The sequence below is a fragment of the Cypionkella sinensis genome (assembly GCF_042646385.1).
Lineage (GTDB): Bacteria > Pseudomonadota > Alphaproteobacteria > Rhodobacterales > Rhodobacteraceae > Cypionkella > Cypionkella sinensis.
The window spans coordinates 1,756,678-1,772,135 of sequence record NZ_JBHRTO010000001.1 but is presented as its reverse complement, the minus strand read 5'-3'; the positions used below and the strand labels follow the sequence as shown (position 1 = coordinate 1,772,135).

The 15,458-nt window shown below is 59.5% G+C and carries 14 protein-coding genes and 1 tRNA gene; 7 read left to right on the top strand and 8 right to left on the bottom strand.

Features of this window, described 5'->3' with window-relative positions:
• The first annotated feature begins 91 nt into the window (after positions 1–91).
• From ACFOGH_RS08880 to ACFOGH_RS08865, 4 genes are all read left to right on the top strand, one after another.
• Positions 92–1,648: a vWA domain-containing protein gene (locus ACFOGH_RS08880; protein ID WP_380072710.1), complete on the top strand. Its 1,557-nt coding sequence runs from the start codon at positions 92–94 to the stop codon at positions 1,646–1,648.
• Positions 1,649–2,301: 653 nt separating this feature from the next.
• Positions 2,302–2,377: transfer RNA gene (locus ACFOGH_RS08875), tRNA-Gln, on the top strand.
• Between the two features lie 157 nt (positions 2,378–2,534).
• Entirely contained in the window at positions 2,535–3,938 is a 1,404-nt protein-coding gene (locus tag ACFOGH_RS08870; protein ID WP_380072709.1) for an RtcB family protein, read from the top strand.
• Between the two features lie 314 nt (positions 3,939–4,252).
• Positions 4,253–4,501 (top strand): hypothetical protein, encoded by a 249-nt coding sequence (locus ACFOGH_RS08865; protein ID WP_380072708.1) that lies wholly within the window; start codon positions 4,253–4,255, stop codon positions 4,499–4,501.
• 100 nt (positions 4,502–4,601) lie between these two features.
• Here the strand turns inward: ACFOGH_RS08865 and guaD are convergent, their stop codons facing one another.
• Positions 4,602–5,876, bottom strand: a complete 1,275-nt coding sequence (gene guaD, locus ACFOGH_RS08860; protein ID WP_380072707.1) for a guanine deaminase — start codon at positions 5,874–5,876, stop codon at positions 4,602–4,604.
• A gap of 141 nt (positions 5,877–6,017) precedes the next feature.
• Between guaD and mgtE the strand changes: the two genes are divergently transcribed.
• Genes mgtE through ACFOGH_RS08845 form a run of 3 tightly spaced genes read left to right on the top strand, consistent with a single transcriptional unit; the run spans position 6,018 to position 8,490 of the window.
• A complete protein-coding gene (mgtE, locus tag ACFOGH_RS08855; protein ID WP_380073984.1) occupies positions 6,018–7,367 on the top strand; it encodes a magnesium transporter in 1,350 nt (449 codons plus the stop codon).
• Positions 7,364–7,906, top strand: a complete 543-nt coding sequence (locus ACFOGH_RS08850) for a 5-formyltetrahydrofolate cyclo-ligase (RefSeq protein ID WP_380072706.1) — start codon at positions 7,364–7,366, stop codon at positions 7,904–7,906. Before mgtE ends, ACFOGH_RS08850 begins: the two co-directional genes overlap by 4 nt.
• 5 nt (positions 7,907–7,911) lie before the next feature.
• On the top strand, positions 7,912–8,490 hold the full coding sequence (locus ACFOGH_RS08845; protein WP_380072705.1) for a hypothetical protein: 579 nt from the start codon (positions 7,912–7,914) through the stop codon (positions 8,488–8,490).
• A gap of 176 nt (positions 8,491–8,666) precedes the next feature.
• Here ACFOGH_RS08845 and ACFOGH_RS08840 read toward each other — a convergent pair whose 3' ends face one another.
• The 7 genes from ACFOGH_RS08840 to ACFOGH_RS08810 form a co-directional block, all read right to left on the bottom strand.
• Positions 8,667–9,983 carry an ATPase gene (locus ACFOGH_RS08840; RefSeq protein ID WP_380072704.1) on the bottom strand — a complete coding sequence of 439 codons (1,317 nt, stop codon included), beginning with the start codon at positions 9,981–9,983 and terminating at the stop codon, positions 8,667–8,669.
• 62 nt (positions 9,984–10,045) lie between these two features.
• Entirely contained in the window at positions 10,046–10,537 is a 492-nt protein-coding gene (locus ACFOGH_RS08835) for a prepilin peptidase (protein WP_380072703.1), read from the bottom strand.
• Position 10,538: 1 nt separating this feature from the next.
• Complete coding sequence (locus ACFOGH_RS08830) at positions 10,539–11,384, bottom strand: tetratricopeptide repeat protein (RefSeq protein WP_380072702.1); 846 nt, start codon at positions 11,382–11,384, stop codon at positions 10,539–10,541.
• Between the two features lie 57 nt (positions 11,385–11,441).
• Complete coding sequence (locus tag ACFOGH_RS08825; RefSeq protein WP_380072701.1) at positions 11,442–12,011, bottom strand: tetratricopeptide repeat protein; 570 nt, start codon at positions 12,009–12,011, stop codon at positions 11,442–11,444.
• 35 nt (positions 12,012–12,046) lie between these two features.
• A complete protein-coding gene (locus ACFOGH_RS08820; RefSeq protein WP_380072700.1) occupies positions 12,047–13,030 on the bottom strand; it encodes a type II secretion system F family protein in 984 nt (327 codons plus the stop codon).
• A gap of 5 nt (positions 13,031–13,035) precedes the next feature.
• Complete coding sequence (locus ACFOGH_RS08815; RefSeq protein ID WP_380072699.1) at positions 13,036–14,004, bottom strand: type II secretion system F family protein; 969 nt, start codon at positions 14,002–14,004, stop codon at positions 13,036–13,038.
• Between the two features lie 8 nt (positions 14,005–14,012).
• On the bottom strand, positions 14,013–15,446 hold the full coding sequence (locus ACFOGH_RS08810; RefSeq protein ID WP_380072698.1) for a CpaF family protein: 1,434 nt from the start codon (positions 15,444–15,446) through the stop codon (positions 14,013–14,015).
• Between the last annotated feature and the right edge of the window lie 12 nt (positions 15,447–15,458).

Genomic DNA, 15,458 nt, shown 5'->3' with positions numbered 1-15,458 from the left:
GATTCATAGGCTTAGGCAGTTTTCACCGAAAGCTTTTCTTTTTCAGGGAGATCCGGCAAAAAATACTCACGAAAACAAAAGGATAAAGATGATGGCAAACAAATCCGTGTTTGCAGCAACCTTCGGGCGGTTGCTGCCCAACGCAACCGCCCGCAACCTTGCTGAGGCAAAAGCCTACGCCTACAGCGATGCCCATGCCTTGGCGCAACTGGCGATGACCGGGACGTTTGGCGATGCATTTTACCAAGATACACCGCCGCAGGTGAACCGTTTGCTTGCATTGGCAGAGTCCGTCGAGCCAGAATTTTTGGCGAAAACCGTCCTGCATGTACGTTCCAAGGGGCATATGAAGGACACGCCAGCCTTCTTGCTTGCCGTTCTGGCGCGGCGCGATCCGGCGTTGTTTGCACTGGTATTCAACCGCGTGGTTGACAGCGGGCGGATGCTGCGGAGCTTTGTGCAGATCGTTCGGTCTGGGCAAACGGGGCGTAAGTCGCTTGGGTCTCGGCCCAAGGCGATGGTGCAGGCTTGGCTGAATGCGGCCTCTGATCGGGTGCTGTTGGCGGCGTCTGTCGGAAACGACCCATCGCTGGCGGATGTGATCCGTATGGTGCACCCCAAACCGGAAACTGCGGCGCGGGCGGCGTTTTACGCTTGGCTTATCGGCAAACCGGCGGATACCGCGGCGCTGCCGCAGGTGGTGCAGGACTGGCTGGCTTTTCGGGCGGGTGCCACGGCAGAAGTGCCGGATGTGCCTTTCCAGATGCTGACCGATTTGCCGCTGACGGCGGAGCAATGGGGGCAGATCGCCCGCAAAGGGTCGTGGCAGATGCTGCGGCAGAACCTGAATACGTTCGACCGCCACGGAGCCTTTGCGGTTGCCGGAGTGGCCGAGCATGTGGCGCAAGTGTTGCGTGATCCTGCAAAGGTGAAAGCAGCCCGGGTTCTGCCGTATCAGTTGATGGCAACGCTCAAGGCGCTGTCGGCGAGGGTAAGCCCCTCGCTGCGCGACGCTTTGCACGATGCGATGGAGCTGGCTGTGTCGAATGTGCCGGCGCTGCAAGGCTTGGTTGCGGTTTGCCCAGACGTATCTGGGTCGATGTCGTCACCTGTGACGGGGTTTCGCAAGGGGGCCACGTCGGCGGTGCGCTGCATCGACGTGGCGGCGCTGGTTTCTGCGGCGGTGTTGCGGGCCAATCGTGCGGCGCTGGTGTTGCCCTTCGAGGTTTCGGTGCGCCCCTGCGTGCTGGAACCGCGTGATACCGTGCTGACCAATGCGGCCAAACTGGCGGCTTTGGGTGGGGGCGGAACCAACTGCTCGGCGCCTCTGGCGTGGCTGAACGCAGCAAAGACCGCGCCGGATCTGGTGGTTTTTGTGTCGGACAACCAGTCGTGGGTGGATGCAGCACATGGGGCGCAGGCCACGGGGATGATGGCGGAATGGGCCAAGCTGAAGGAACGCAACCCGCGCGCCAAGCTGGTCTGCATCGACATCCAGCCCTATGGCACCAGCCAGGCGCAGGAACGCGAAGATGTGCTGAACATCGGCGGGTTCTCTGATGCGGTCTTCGACCAGATCGCCGCGTTTGCTCGGGGCGAGATGGGGGCAGATCATTGGGTTGGCCAAATCGAGGCGACCCCCCTTTAGCCTTGGTTTCGGCAGCAATGCCGGAACCAGCTTGGCGAATGTCAGTGGAACTACATTAATCTTTCGGTCGTGGGTTCGAGTCCCACTCTGCCGCACGGCAGGTAGCTCAGCGGGTAGAGCAAAAGACGTTTCACGAAACCCTTGTCGCCAAGGCCAATTGCGGAAGGAATGCCTGCGGGACTACATCTAGGCAAAAGCCAGCCCGTTTGGGACGGGCTCCGTCTTGCAACCGCTTGTCCTTCCGACACATCGACCTCGGCGAATGCCGATGGGACTACAGGGAGCGCCACGGCAGCAGATTCGGCCATCAAAAGCCGTCTCTGCCAAGCGGGTGACTGAGTTTGGTCTCATCCAACTTTTGTCGTCGAGACCAAAATTGAAACCACCCCGGCGAATGCTGGTGGGACTACAGGTGAAAGCGCCGGGGCAACCCGGAGAGGCCGGGTTCGACTCTTGGCCCCGTGTGAACGGGTAGCTTATGCAAACATGTCTCACCGAACTTGTCGCCGGAACCAGAACGACCTTGGCGAATGCTGAAGGGACTACATGCACCAAAACGGGCAACCTGAGTGGGTTCGAATCCCCTCCTTGCAGGCGACCAACGGTGCGGTCGGGGTCCCAAAGTCTCTTCCACCCTTGTCGCCGAGGACCATTGGAAAGTAGCTCAGATGGTAGAGCAACGGGTTTTGATCCCGTGCGTCGCAGGTTCGAACCCTGCCTTTCCAGCCATAACCCCCGGCGAATGCCGTGCGGCACTACAGACAGCCACTCTCGGGATGCGGGTTCGAATCCCGCCATCTGGCAACAGATGTAGCTTATTGGAAAAAGCACGCGTGTCGCCAAACCCTTGTCGCCGGGGCCTTGAATGTGAGTAGAAATGATGACGATGGAAAACGAAACGAACGCGATTACCGGAACTGATCTGATTGCTTGGGGCCACCGCCCCGGCCCGAATTTCTTTGGCCTGTTGGCGATTGCGCATGAAGGCCGTTTGCGCGGTATGGAAACCGATGCCATCCGGTTGATGCTGGACAGCCGCTTGCCGCCACCAGCACCGCCCACGCTTGGCCTGCAATCGGGTGTGACCTTTCACAGCAACATTCAGGCCACCGACGCAGACGAGGTGAAGAACGTTGCGGATGTGTCCGAAACCATGCGCGTGCTGATGCAAACGCCGACTATTGAGGCTGGCGCGATCATGCCCGATGCGTGCCCTGCGGGGCCCTTAGGGACGATCCCCGTCGGTGGCGTGGTCGCCGCGCGCAATGCGATCCATCCGGGGATGCATTCGGCCGACATTTGCTGCTCGGTCATGATCAGCGACATGGGCAATGCCGACCCTAAGGCGGTGCTGGATACAGCAACTGCGGTGACGCATTTCGGTGCAGGTGGGCGTGAGAATGGCAATCGGTTTTCAGTGTCGCTGGATCTGTTGATGGAGTTTCGGGAAAACAAGTTCCTGAACAGCGCCAAGATGCTGCAAGTCGCGCAAAGCCATATGGGAACGCAAGGCGACGGCAATCACTTTCTGTTCGTCGGGCGTTCGCGCAAAACTGGGCGGACGGCGCTTGTGACGCATCACGGCTCTCGCGGGCCGGGGGCAATGCTTTACAATGGCGGGATGGAGGTGGCCGAGGCTTACCGCAAAACACTGTCGCCGGATACGTTGAAGCAGAATGCCTGGATTCCGGCCGATAGCGAAGACGGTCGCGCCTATTGGGCCGCCTTGCAACTGATCCGGCGTTGGACCAAGGCCAACCACAACGCTCTGCATCAGGCCGTGGTGGAAAAGGCGCGGTTCACTCTGGCGGATCGGTTTTGGAATGAGCATAACTTTGTGTTCGAACGGGGTGGGCTTTACTATCACGGCAAGGGGGCAACGCCTGCTTGGGGTGATTATGCGGCCGATGCGACGGGGCTGACCTTGATTCCGTTGAACATGGCCGAGCCGGTTCTGGTGGTGAAGGGCCGTGATGCTTCGCACGGATTGGGATTCAGCCCGCATGGGGCGGGGCGCAATTTCTCGCGAACCGAACACCGCCGCCGGAATGGCACGATGACGCCCGAAGCAATGATGAAGGCGGAAACGGCGGGGCTTGATATTCGCTTTCATGCGGGGGCGATTGATGTATCCGAACTGCCGTCTGGCTACAAAAAAGCCGCAACTGTGGTGCAACAGATTAAAGACTACGGTCTGGCTGATATCGAAGACTATATTGATCCCTTTGGCTGCATCATGGCGGGCGACCAACCGCCGTTCTGGCAAACCAAGAAGCGAACCCGGCGCTAATGCGCCGGGCTTGCCGATTTGTAGCAGATGCATATTCGGCCACATAGTTATGCTCGTTGATGCTTCTGCAAGCAATTCGACTTATGTCGGCTTTGCTGCACAATTTGTCTGATGGTCGGATTGCCCCTACTCCCGGACGGACCTATCCCACGACCTTCGTGATGGGGATGCAAGGTCCGCGCGAGGTGCACGCCAGACGGCTGCATTGTGGACTCAATAATAGCATGGAAAGCCGTGTCGCCCGAACGTAGGGCGAAAGCGACTGAACCGCCCCGGGTTTACCGGAGGGCAAAGCGCGCGGAGAATTGCCCGTTATGGAACAGACATCAAAAAAGAAGACCTCGAAGCCGTATTCACCCGAGTTCCGCGAACGTGCGGTTCGGTTGAGTGAGGCGGACCGGCAGGCTTTTCTGGAGAGGTTCATCAGTTTTCGCACGCTTGGTATCTCGACAGGTTTGTCATGGGCTGTCTTGCTGGAACTACTTGAGGCTGAGCGGATTACGCCTTCGTTTGGCAGCGCGCGGATCTACGATCGGGCCGAGATTGCCTATCTACTTCCCTGAATCAAACTTCAGCACGAATTCTTCTTGACAGGCCTTGCGCATGCTATTGCTTGCTTTTGCGAGGGCTTATCCTTTTTTGGCTAAGTGCGTCTTGTTTTACTCAGTGCAGTTGGCCGCTGATCCAGGTGGCGCGGATGGCGCGGTCGTCGCCCAGCATGATGGTGGGGAAGATCGCCTGCCAGATGTCGGCGGCGCGGCTGATGGCTTGCGCGATAGCAGGGGTCGAGGCGAGATCCAGAATGGTCAGGTCGGCCTCCATCCCCGGTGCGATATTGCCGATCTGGTGTTCGGCGTGCAGCGCGCGGGCCGAGCCGACGGTGGCCAGCCACCAGAGCTGGCTGGGATGCAGGGCTTGGCCCCGCAACTGGCCGATCTCATATGCGGCGGCCATGGTGTGCAGCATGGAAAACGACGATCCGCCCCCGGTGTCAGTCGCAAGGCCGACGCGCAGGTGTTGCGCAAGGCTCATGTCGAACAGGCCTGATCCGATGAAAGTGTTCGAGGTCGGGCAATGCACAAGGCTGGCCCCGGCTTCGATCAGGCGGTCTTTCTCGCGACCCGTCAGGTGGATGGCGTGGCCATAAACTGCACCTTCGCGCAAAAGACCTTGGGCCTCATAAGTGTCGAGATAGTCGCGCGACTGCGGAAACAACTCTTTCACCCAGGCGATTTCATCGACCTGCTCTGACAGATGGGTTTGCATCAGGCAGGTGGGGTGTTCGCGCCAAAGCTGGCCCATCGCGGCGAGTTGTTCCGGGGTCGAGGTTGGCGAAAACCGCGGCGTGATGACATAGGAGAGCCGGTCTACCCCATGCCAGCGCTGCAGCAGGCGTTTGCTGTCGTCATAGCCCGATTGCACGGTATCGCGCAGGCCTTCGGGGGCGTTGCGGTCCATGCAGGTTTTACCGGCGAAGGCGCGCAGGCCTCGGCTTTGCGCGGCGGTGAAGAAGGCATCGACCGAGTCCGGGTGGATGGTGGCGTAAGAACACATGGATGTCGTGCCATGCGCCAGCGCGAGGTCAAGGTAGCGGTTGGCCACCTCATCCGCATATGCGCGGTCGGCAAAGCGCATCTCCTCGGGGAAGGTATAGCTGTTCAGCCAGTCGATCAGTCGCTTGCCCCACGACGCGATGATCGCGGTTTGCGGGTAATGCACATGCCCGTCGATGAAGCCCGCCGAGATCAGGCATTGGCCGTAATCGGTGATCTTCGCCTGCGGGTAGGCGGAGCGAATTTGATCGGCGGGCCCGACGGCTGCGATCTTGCCGTTCTCGACCATCACCGCGCCATGGCTTTCATGGCGGGCCGCATCGGGTCCTTCGGCGAAGGGATCACCGGCGAAGGACAGCACTTGCCCCAGAAGAATGTCGGTCATTCGCATACTCCGCTTGCCAAACCCTGCCAGACTATAGGCTTATGCCTCTTAGGTAAATTTCTGGCTGCCCCCTGTTTCGTTGAAACAGCTTTCTGTAAGCAAGCGGCAAAGGAGTGCGTCATGGCGGAAGATCTGGCAATCATGGACGAAGATGAAGTCCACGCCGACCGTGTGGCCGCGATCCTTGACGCGGTCGAGGCGGAGGATGCAGCGCGGGTCGCCGAGCTGCTGGAACCGTTGCACGCGGCTGATATTGCCGACTTGCTGGAGCAGATCGGGGCAGCGGACCGTCGGGCGCTGCTGGCCTTGTGGTCGGGCGAGGTCGATGGCGAGATTCTGTCGGAAATCGACGAATCGATCCGCGAAGAAGTGATCGAATCGCTGCCGCGCGAAGTGGTGGCGGAAGCGATGCGCGAACTCGACACCGATGACGTGGTCGATATTCTCGAAGACCTTGATCTGCCGCAGCAGGGCCTGATCCTGGACGCACTCGAGGATGCCGACCGCGTCGCGGTGCAGCAGGCAATGGGCTTCCCCGAGGAATCCGCAGGCCGTCTGATGCAGCGCGAGGTGGTGGTGGCGCCCGAGCATTGGACGGTGGGCGAGGCGATTGACTACCTGCGTGAGGTCGAACATCTGCCCGACCAGTTCTATCATGTGATCCTGACCGATCCGCGTATGAAACCAACGGGTTATGTCACCTTGGGGCGTCTGTTGTCCAGCCGACGCGATGTGCGGTTGAAGGATATTCTCGAAGACAGTTTCCGCACCATTCCCGCGACGGAATCCGAGGCCGACGTTGCCTATATGTTCAACCAGTATCACCTGATCTCAACGCCGGTGGTGGATGCGACCGGGCGGCTGGTGGGCGTGATCACCATCGACGATGCGATGAACGTGCTGGACGAAGAACACGAGCAGGACATGCTGCGTCTGGCTGGGGTGGGTGACGATTCAAGCCTGTCCGACGGCGTGATGGCGACGGCGCGGCAGCGCTTGCCGTGGCTGGTGGTCAATCTGTTCACCGCCTCGCTTTCGGCCTTTGTGATCTCACGGTTTGAATCAACGATTGCCAGTTTGGTGACTTTGGCGGCGCTGATGCCGATTGTTGCTTCTACCGGCGGGATTGCGGGCACGCAATCGCTGGCCGTGGCGGTGCGGGCGCTGGCGACACGCAGCCTGACCTCGGCCAACGCCAAACGGGTGGTGTTGCGCGAATTGGTGGGCGGGCTGTTGAACGGCTTGGCACTGGCGTTTCTGTTGGGGCTGGCGGGGACGCTGATCTTTGGCGACTGGAAGCTGGGGTTGGTGTTGGGGGCCGCAATGATTACCAATCAGTTGGTGGCGGCGATGGGCGGGGTTCTGGTGCCGTTGGGGCTGCATAAGCTGGATCTGGACCCAGCGCTGGCTTCGGGCACGTTCGTGACCACGCTGACGGATGTTTTGGGCTATTTGGCATTTCTGGGACTGGCGAGTTTGGTGTTGCTATGAGCGATGTGAAAGCAGAAGCGCGCAAGATCGCCTTCGCGGCGCGCAAGGCCGCGTTTGCGGCGGGGCAGGGGCAGGCGGCGGAGTTGCTGGCGGATGTGTTGGCGCCGCATCGAGGCAAGCCGCTGGCAGGATATATGGCCATGCGGACCGAGGCTGACCCGATGGCGGCGATGCTGGCGCATCAAGGGCCTGTCTGCGTGCCGGTGATCGTGGCGGCGGGCGAGGCGTTGCGGTTTCGCGAATGGACCCCCGGTTGCGCGATGGAAATGGGGGCGTTTGGCGCGCTGATCCCGGCCGAAGGCGCATGGATCGAGCCGGAGGTGCTGATCGTGCCGCTGGTTGGGTTCGACGCGCGCGGCTATCGCTTGGGCTATGGCGGTGGGTTTTATGACCGAACCTTGCAGGGGCTGCGGGCAAAGCGTGCGACGCTGGCCGTAGGGTTTGGTTTTGCCGCGCAGGAATTGGCGGAAGTGCCGATTGATGAATTTGATCAGCGCTTGGATATGATGGTGACGGAATCGGGCGTGCGGCTGTTTTAGGGGGCATGATGCGAATTTTGGCGGCGGTTTTGGCTTTGTCGGTTGCGGGTTCTGCGGGGGCAAAATGTCTTGCGCCGGGGCAGATGCCCGCGCGCGTGACGTTTGCCGATGGCGATGTGATGGATGACATCAGACGTGAGGGGGACAATCTGCACACGACCCTGCATCTGGCCAGCGGCTTGACCGCCTATTCCGAGACAATCTTCGGGCTATACCCGATGCAGAGTTCGATTGAGGGGATGGCGTCGGTCTATCGCTGGAAGACCAAGTCTTTGCCAGCGCCGCAGGATTTGCCGGTGGGTAAGGCGAAGAAACTGATGGCGGAATGGCTGCGCGAGGGCGGCAACGCCCGCTTCACCATGACGGTGACATTGGTTGAAACTGGCGAGGTCAAGGTTGGAAGCTGCAGCTATCCGGCGTTGCATCTGAATGTTGAGACCAAGGATTCTTACGGCGTGCGCAGTGTCAGTGACACCTGGTTTGACCCTGATCGCCTGATCGTCTGGACCAGTGCGCGCAAGGTGTTCAACAGCAAGGGCGGGCTTGAGGGGGCGTTTGAGACGAAGGCTGTCGCTGCCGAATAGCGGCTTAGGCGTGGCTGGCTGGTGTTAACCGGAGGTTTCACGCCCCAGAACCCCGCGGGATATTTGAGCGCAGTGGATGGCAAATTTTAATCAAACTGATCGGGTTAGTGAATCAGGGGCTGCATGATCGCTTTTGACGATCACCACACTGAATCCGATTTCCGATCAATCTGATCCTATTTCGCAATCGATTCCTGTTTGACGAACATGTTGCCCCAGGCACGATCCATCAGTTCGGGGGTCATTTGGTAGGGGATGCCTTCAAATTCGCAGACGGCGATCATCTGATCAATCAGGAAGGTCGGCTGATAGTTGGCGAAGTTGTTGGCAATGATGGGGTATTTCGACTTCAACATGTAGATCAACGTCGCCTCATCCAGCGGCACCTTTTTCTTCTTTGCAACCATAGCGAAGATTTTCAGGAACATTTCCTGATTGGGGCCGTCGATCTTGATCTTGAAGAAAATCCGTCGCAGCGCCGCGCCGTCGAAAATCTCATTCGGGTGGAAGTTGGTCGAAAAGATCACCAGAGTGTCGAACGGGACGGTGAATTTTTCGCCCGATTGCAGCGCAAGAATGTCGCGGCTTTCTTCCAGCGGCACGATCCAGCGGTTGACCAGCTTTTGCGGCGGCTCTGCCTGACGGCCCAAGTCGTCGACGATGAAGATGCCCCCCGAGGCTTTCAGTTGCAATGGGGCTTGATAGGTGCGGGCGGTGGGGTTGTATTTCAGATCAAGCATGTCGAGCGTCAATTCGCCCCCGGTGATCACCGAAGGCCGCTCGCAATAGACATAGCGGTTGTCATAGCGGTTGCCGGTGCGGCGCAGGGCGGTGGGGTCGTCAATCGATTCCTCGGCCGAGGAATGCACGATTGGATCGAAAACGGTGATCACCTGACCGGAATATTCGATCGCGCGCGGGATGTAGATCTTGTCTCCCAAAGCGGCGCGGATGCCGTTGGAGATACTGGATTTGCCGTTGCCGGGCGGGCCATACATCAGGATTGATCGGCCAGAGGTCACGGCAGGGCCCAAATTAGAGATCAGATCGGGCGGCAGGATCAAATGGCCCATGCCCTTCATCAACTCGGGCCGGGTCAGTTTGATGTCGCGCACCGATTGGCGCTTCATCTGCGCCGAATAAGCCGCAAGCGGCACCGGCAGCGCGCCGTAGTATTCTGATTGTGACAGTGCATCCAGCGCGCGGGCTTTGCCGGCATCGGTCAACTGATAGCCCATCTCATTGCTCGTCGAGGTGGCGTTCAGTGTGCCTTTGGCTTCCAGCAGGCGCTGCTGGCGGGCGGCATCGACCAGTTCCTGCGTCAGCACCACCGGCAGGCTGATGGCGCGGGAGAGGTCCGAGACCAGATCAAGGTTCATGCGGAACATGGTTTTCAGCAGGATGTCGCGCATCATCACCGAGCTGAGGCCGGTTTCGGCCAGCGACTTCGGTTGTGGCGGGGGCTGCACCCCCAGCGGCACTTGCATGTTCATGATCGGCACCTTTGTCTGGTCTTGGGGCAGATTGTGCCCAAGCGTTCAACAAAGGGTTTGATCTAGAAAAGCGGCAAGAGTGCGACCAAAAGATAGAAGATTAGTGTCCCTGACAGTGCCGTGCCAAAGGGAAAGCCCGTGTGCGTCCAGCTTTTCCAATCGGGGGTGGCGGCACGAAAGGCGGGCACATATTTCAGCGCGCGGTGGGCGGCCAGTGCCCCCAGCGAGCAGGCGGCATAGATGCCGCAAAGCAGGCGGATATCGGCGTAGATGAACATCGGCGCCATCGCGGCGGCGAATTTCGCATCGCCCGCACCGATGGCGCGCAGTGCGAACAGGATGAAGGTGGCGACAAACACCGCCAGCCCCAGCGCCCAACCCCAAAGCCAAGTTTGAAACGGCACCACAAGCACGCCCACCACCAGCCACAACGCCAGCACGGCATAAGAGGCCTGGTTGGGGATCTTCATGAATTTCATATCGCTCCACGACACCCAGATCGTGATGGCGAAGGCGAAGGGCAGAAAGGCCAGCGCGGCGTAGGGTGAAATCATTTCAGCCGCCCAAGGCTTTCAGGCTGCGCTCGGCGGCCTCAAAATAGGTGGGCGAGGTATCGACGGCCTGTTGCAGCAATTCGCGGCCGACCGAGGTATCGCCCTGTTTCACCGCCGCGAGGCCTAACGTGTAGTAAAGCTGGGCGCGTTCGGTCTGGGTCATCTCGATCACTGGCATGTCGTACTTGCGCTGTGCGGCGCGCGACAGGATCAGGTTGTTCTTGGCGGTGAAGCTGGACGAATCGTAGGTGAGCGCCTCGAGGAACAGCTTTTCCGCCCCGGCATTGTCGCCGCGTGTCAGTTTCGAAAAGCCCCAGTTGTTGTAAACGCCCGAGGGTTTGTTGGTCAGACCTGCTGCAATGTCATAGAAGCTGTCGGCTTTCTTCCAGTTTTTCTGACTGTCGGCGACCATAGCTTCAAGCCGATAGCGCTCGAATGTCTCAAAAGTGGGGGGGATGGTGTTCAGCGTCGCGGCGGTGCCTGCCCAATCCGAGGTGCGCATCTGCGCATCGGCAAGACCGACGCGGTCATCGTTGGTGCCCTGCGGCGATGCGACAACGGCGCGCCAGACCGCGATGGCCTCTTCGGGCTTGTTGGCGCGGATCAGCGATTTTGCCAGACCGCGTTTCAGATCAATGCGGTCGGGGTTTTCGCTGCTGGATTTCTGGAAATAGGCCACGGCCTCGTTCGGGTCGCCCACTGTCAGCATGATGTCGCTGAGGTTGCTCTCATCGACCACATTCACCGATTTCAGCGCACGTTTTTCATGCGCCACTCGGGTGCCTTGGCAGCCAGCCAAAGCGGTTGCGCCCATCAGGCACAGCGTTAGCAAAACAGGTTGGCGCATTTTGCGTCCTTTTTGGTCTACTGCTCGGTCGTCTCGTCTGGTCTTAAAATCGTATCGTCAAAGCTGCGACAGCAAGACGTAGGAGCCTTGCCCGCGTCGCACCAGTTTCATCACGGGTTTCTCATCCTGAACCGGATCATATACAGAGGCTTCGCTGCGCGCTATCGCCAGCTTGAGATTTTCGCGAATGGAGTCCGATTGGCCACTGTCGAGAGCGAAAGCCTGCTGAAACACCCGCCGTGCCTCGCCGACCTTGCCCTGTTCCATCAGCACACAGCCCAGATTGTTCAGCGCTGGCACGTTGCGCTCGTCTGCCTCGATGGCGCGACGCAACACTTGTTCGGCTTGGCCCAGACGACCCAATTTCAGATCAGCAGAGCCGATGGCTGACAGGACGTCGGCATTCATGCCCTGTTCGGCGGCCGCGCGGTAATAAGCCTTCATCGCCAGCTCAAATTCTCCAGCTTCCATCAGGCGGTGGCCCACCAAAAGGCCATCGACACCCTTTTCCCGCGCGTCCACACCATAGGGGACATTGCGCGGTTTGCCGGATGCGGAAAGGCCGCCCGTGTGCTGACAGGCGGCCGTCAAAAGGCAGATCATCAGGATATTTGCCGCGCGCGTCACATCAACCCCGTTGCCTTGGGCCTGACGCCCGTGGTTCAGCCGCCACCCAAGGTTTGCGCAATACCGTAAACCGATGGCCCGATCAGAATAATCAATAGCGGCGGCAGCGTGAACAGCATAGTGCCAAGGGTCAGTTTTGTTGGCAATTTGTTGGCCAATTCTTCGGCCCGCATGATGCGTTTGTCGCGCATCTCGGCGGAATACACGCGCAAGGCGTCTGACATCGAGGTGCCGAAGTTCGCAGATTGCACCAGCGTGGTGCAGAACGACGAGATGTCGGCGATGCCCACGCGCTCGGACATGTCCTTCAACACCTTGACGCGTTCTTTGCCGGCCTTCACCTCTTGTGCCACGGTTTCGAATTCTTCCGCCAACGCCGGGCAGGAGGCGCGGCTTTCCTTGGCAATGCGGTTGATGGATTGGTCAAGCGATTGGCCCGCCTCGACGCAGACCAGCATCAGATCCAGCGCATCGGGAAAGCCCGAGACGATCTCGGCCTGACGTTTTTGAACCCGGCTGTTGACCCAATACATCGGGAAGTAATAGCCCAAGCCTCCCGGCAGCAGGGTAGAGATGATCATCACCTGGGTCGAAACTTCGGCCCCGTCATTACCGGTGAAGGTGTAGATCATGCCCAGCCCCAGCAGACCCAGCCCCAGCGCGAGTTGCGCGAAGTGAAAGGTGCGCACGGCATTCTTTTGCTTGTAGCCCGCGCGCATCATCTTCAGCCGCGATGCGGTCATGGTCTGTTCGTCCTGCGGTTCCAGAAACGACGCGAATTTCTCCAGCCGGTCGGCCTTTTCGCTGTGGCGCAGGCTGGCGCTTTTGGTCGAGGTGCTGGCACTTTCGATTTCCTTGCGCAGCGCTTTCAGCTTGTCGAACGGCTCGGGCTCTTTTTTCAGCAGCATTGGCAGCACGGCGACGATCAGCGCCAGCCCCAGCAGGCCAAGCGCCAGCAATGGCCCCAGCGGGCCAAAGCTATCGGTCAGTTGCGTGTTGAGAGTGTTCAGGAAATCCATGACGCTTAGACCTTAATGTTGACCATGATACGCATGAAGATGATGTTGATCACCAGAAACACTGCAACGGCGAGACAGGCCGGGATGAAGGCCGCCGATTTGGCGACCTCGTCGTAGTAATCCGGCTTGACGATGTTGATCATGATGATCGCGCCGATCGGAAAGAACGACAGGAACATGCCCGACCATTTCGCCTCACCGGTGATCGCCTTGACGCGGCGGAACAGTTTGAAGCGGGCGCGGATCACTTTCGAAAGGCCCTCAAGGATTTCGGCCAGGTTGCCGCCCGAGGTTTGCTGAATGGTCACGGCCACCGCCAAAAAGCGCAGATCCTGGCTATCCATACGCTCCGCAAAGGCTTTCAGGCTGTCGGCGACGTTGCGGCCATAGGCGGCTTCATCGGAAATCATGCCAAACTCGGTGCCCAAAGGATCAGGCACTTCTTTCGAAACGATACCAATGGCCGAGGCAAACGGATGGCCGACGCGCAAGCTGCGCACCATCAGTTCCACCGCATCAGGCAGTTGTTCGTCCATGAGCGCGATGCGTTTCTTGGCCTTGCTGTTGACCCAGAAATACACCCCACCCACGCCCATGCCGACGGCGACGATCACCCGGATCGGCAGCGAGACTTGCGTGCCAAAGGTCAGGCCGGTGAAGGCCACGCCGACCATGCCCACCATGATCATCACCAACTGCTGTGGCGTGAAGGCGATATTGGCCTTTTGCGCCTTTTTCGCCAGGATCGAATACAGCGGAATGCCGCGCGAATTGACGTGCTGTTCGGTCTCTTTGCGCAGTTGCTCCAGCACTTGCTCGCGGTTGTTGTTCTTTTCCAACAGGGCAAGGCGGCGGCTCATCCGGCTGTTCAGGCTGATGGATTTGCCGAACACCACCAGATAAAGCCCGTTCACCATCACCACGACAGCGACGAAGATCAGGATATAGATAAGAGGGGCAGCGGATAAGGTCATGATATGCCTCAGATAATGGGTTCGTAGATCGAGGCTGGCAAATCATAGCCCCATTGCCGGAAACGGTCGGAATAGTGGCTGCGCACCCCGGTCGCGTTGAAGCGGCCAATGATCTTGCCGTTGGGCTCGACCCCAAGGCGCTCATAGCGGAACACTTCCTGCATCGAGATCACTTCACCCTCCATGCCGGTGATTTCGGTGATCGACACCATCCGGCGCGAACCGTCTTGCAAACGCGACGCCTGCACGATCAGGTTCACAGCACTTGCGATCTGGCTGCGCACGGCTTTCAAGGGCATCTCGATCCCGGCCATGGCGACCATGTTTTCCAGACGGCTGATGCCGTCGCGGGCCGAGTTGGCGTGAATCGTGGTCATAGATCCATCGTGGCCGGTGTTCATCGCCTGCAACATGTCGATAACTTCCTCGCCGCGGGTTTCGCCGACGATGATCCGGTCAGGACGCATTCGCAAAGCGTTTCGCAGACAGTCGCGCTGGGTGACGGCACCCTTGCCCTCGACGTTAGCGGGGCGGCTTTCCATCCGGCCAACGTGGACCTGTTGCAGTTGAAGTTCGGCGGTGTCTTCGATGGTCAGCACGCGCTCGGTGTTGTCGATGAAAGACGACAGCGCATTCAACGTGGTGGTTTTCCCCGAGCCCGTGCCGCCTGACACGATCACGTTCAACCGGCAGGACACGGCGGCTTGCAGATACAAGCCCATTTCCTCGGTAAAGGCGCCGAATTTCACCAGATCGGGAATGCCGAGTTTCTCTTTTTTGAACTTCCTGATCGAAACAAGCGATCCGTCAACCGCCACCGGCGGCACCATGCAGTTGAAACGGCTGCCATCGGCCAAACGAGCGTCGCAGTACGGGTTGGATTCGTCCACCCGACGGCCCACGGCAGAGACGATCTTGTCGATGATCCGCAAAAGGTGGCGTTCATCCTTGAAGGTGATGTCAGTCAGCACCAGCTTGCCGCCGCGTTCCACAAAGATGCGGTTCGGTCCGTTCACCAGAATATCATTGACCGATTCGTCTTTCAGCAATGGTTCCAGCGGCCCAAGGCCCATGACTTCATCGTAAAGTTCTTGGTTCAGCGTGGTGCGGTCTTCCTTCGACAGCGCCACCGACATCTCGTCCAAAGCCTCTGCCGCAATCGCGGCGATCTCGACTTTGAGGCTGGCTTCCGAAGCTTGTTCCAGGGCCGCGAGGTTCAGGTTGTCCAGAAGGCGCTTGTGCAGTTCCTGCTTCAACTCGCCCAGACGTTCTTTGCGCTTCTTTTCCTTGTCCGCGGCCACCGCCTCGGCAGGTGGGCGGGCAGGTGCTGCCACCGGGCGGCTAATGCCGGGCTTTGGCGCGGCGGGCGCGGCTGCCGCCGGACGTGCGGCGGCTGGGCTGGCGCTAGGGCCTGCTTCCGGTTTCTTGAAACGTGAGAACATCGTTAACCCCCA

Coding starts and splice junctions, on each gene's coding strand:
- ACFOGH_RS08810 (WP_380072698.1), bottom strand. CDS start 15,446: ATGTTCTCACGTTTCAAGAAACCGGAAGCAGGCCCTAGCGCCAGCCCA.
- guaD (WP_380072707.1), bottom strand. CDS start 5,876: ATGACCGACATTCTTCTGGGGCAAGTGCTGTCCTTCGCCGGTGATCCC.
- ACFOGH_RS08850 (WP_380072706.1), top strand. CDS start 7,364: ATGAGCGATGTGAAAGCAGAAGCGCGCAAGATCGCCTTCGCGGCGCGC.
- ACFOGH_RS08845 (WP_380072705.1), top strand. CDS start 7,912: ATGATGCGAATTTTGGCGGCGGTTTTGGCTTTGTCGGTTGCGGGTTCT.
- ACFOGH_RS08870 (WP_380072709.1), top strand. CDS start 2,535: ATGGAAAACGAAACGAACGCGATTACCGGAACTGATCTGATTGCTTGG.
- ACFOGH_RS08835 (WP_380072703.1), bottom strand. CDS start 10,537: ATGATTTCACCCTACGCCGCGCTGGCCTTTCTGCCCTTCGCCTTCGCC.
- ACFOGH_RS08820 (WP_380072700.1), bottom strand. CDS start 13,030: ATGGATTTCCTGAACACTCTCAACACGCAACTGACCGATAGCTTTGGC.
- ACFOGH_RS08815 (WP_380072699.1), bottom strand. CDS start 14,004: ATGACCTTATCCGCTGCCCCTCTTATCTATATCCTGATCTTCGTCGCT.
- mgtE (WP_380073984.1), top strand. CDS start 6,018: ATGGACGAAGATGAAGTCCACGCCGACCGTGTGGCCGCGATCCTTGAC.
- ACFOGH_RS08830 (WP_380072702.1), bottom strand. CDS start 11,384: ATGCGCCAACCTGTTTTGCTAACGCTGTGCCTGATGGGCGCAACCGCT.
- ACFOGH_RS08865 (WP_380072708.1), top strand. CDS start 4,253: ATGGAACAGACATCAAAAAAGAAGACCTCGAAGCCGTATTCACCCGAG.
- ACFOGH_RS08840 (WP_380072704.1), bottom strand. CDS start 9,983: ATGAACATGCAAGTGCCGCTGGGGGTGCAGCCCCCGCCACAACCGAAG.
- ACFOGH_RS08880 (WP_380072710.1), top strand. CDS start 92: ATGGCAAACAAATCCGTGTTTGCAGCAACCTTCGGGCGGTTGCTGCCC.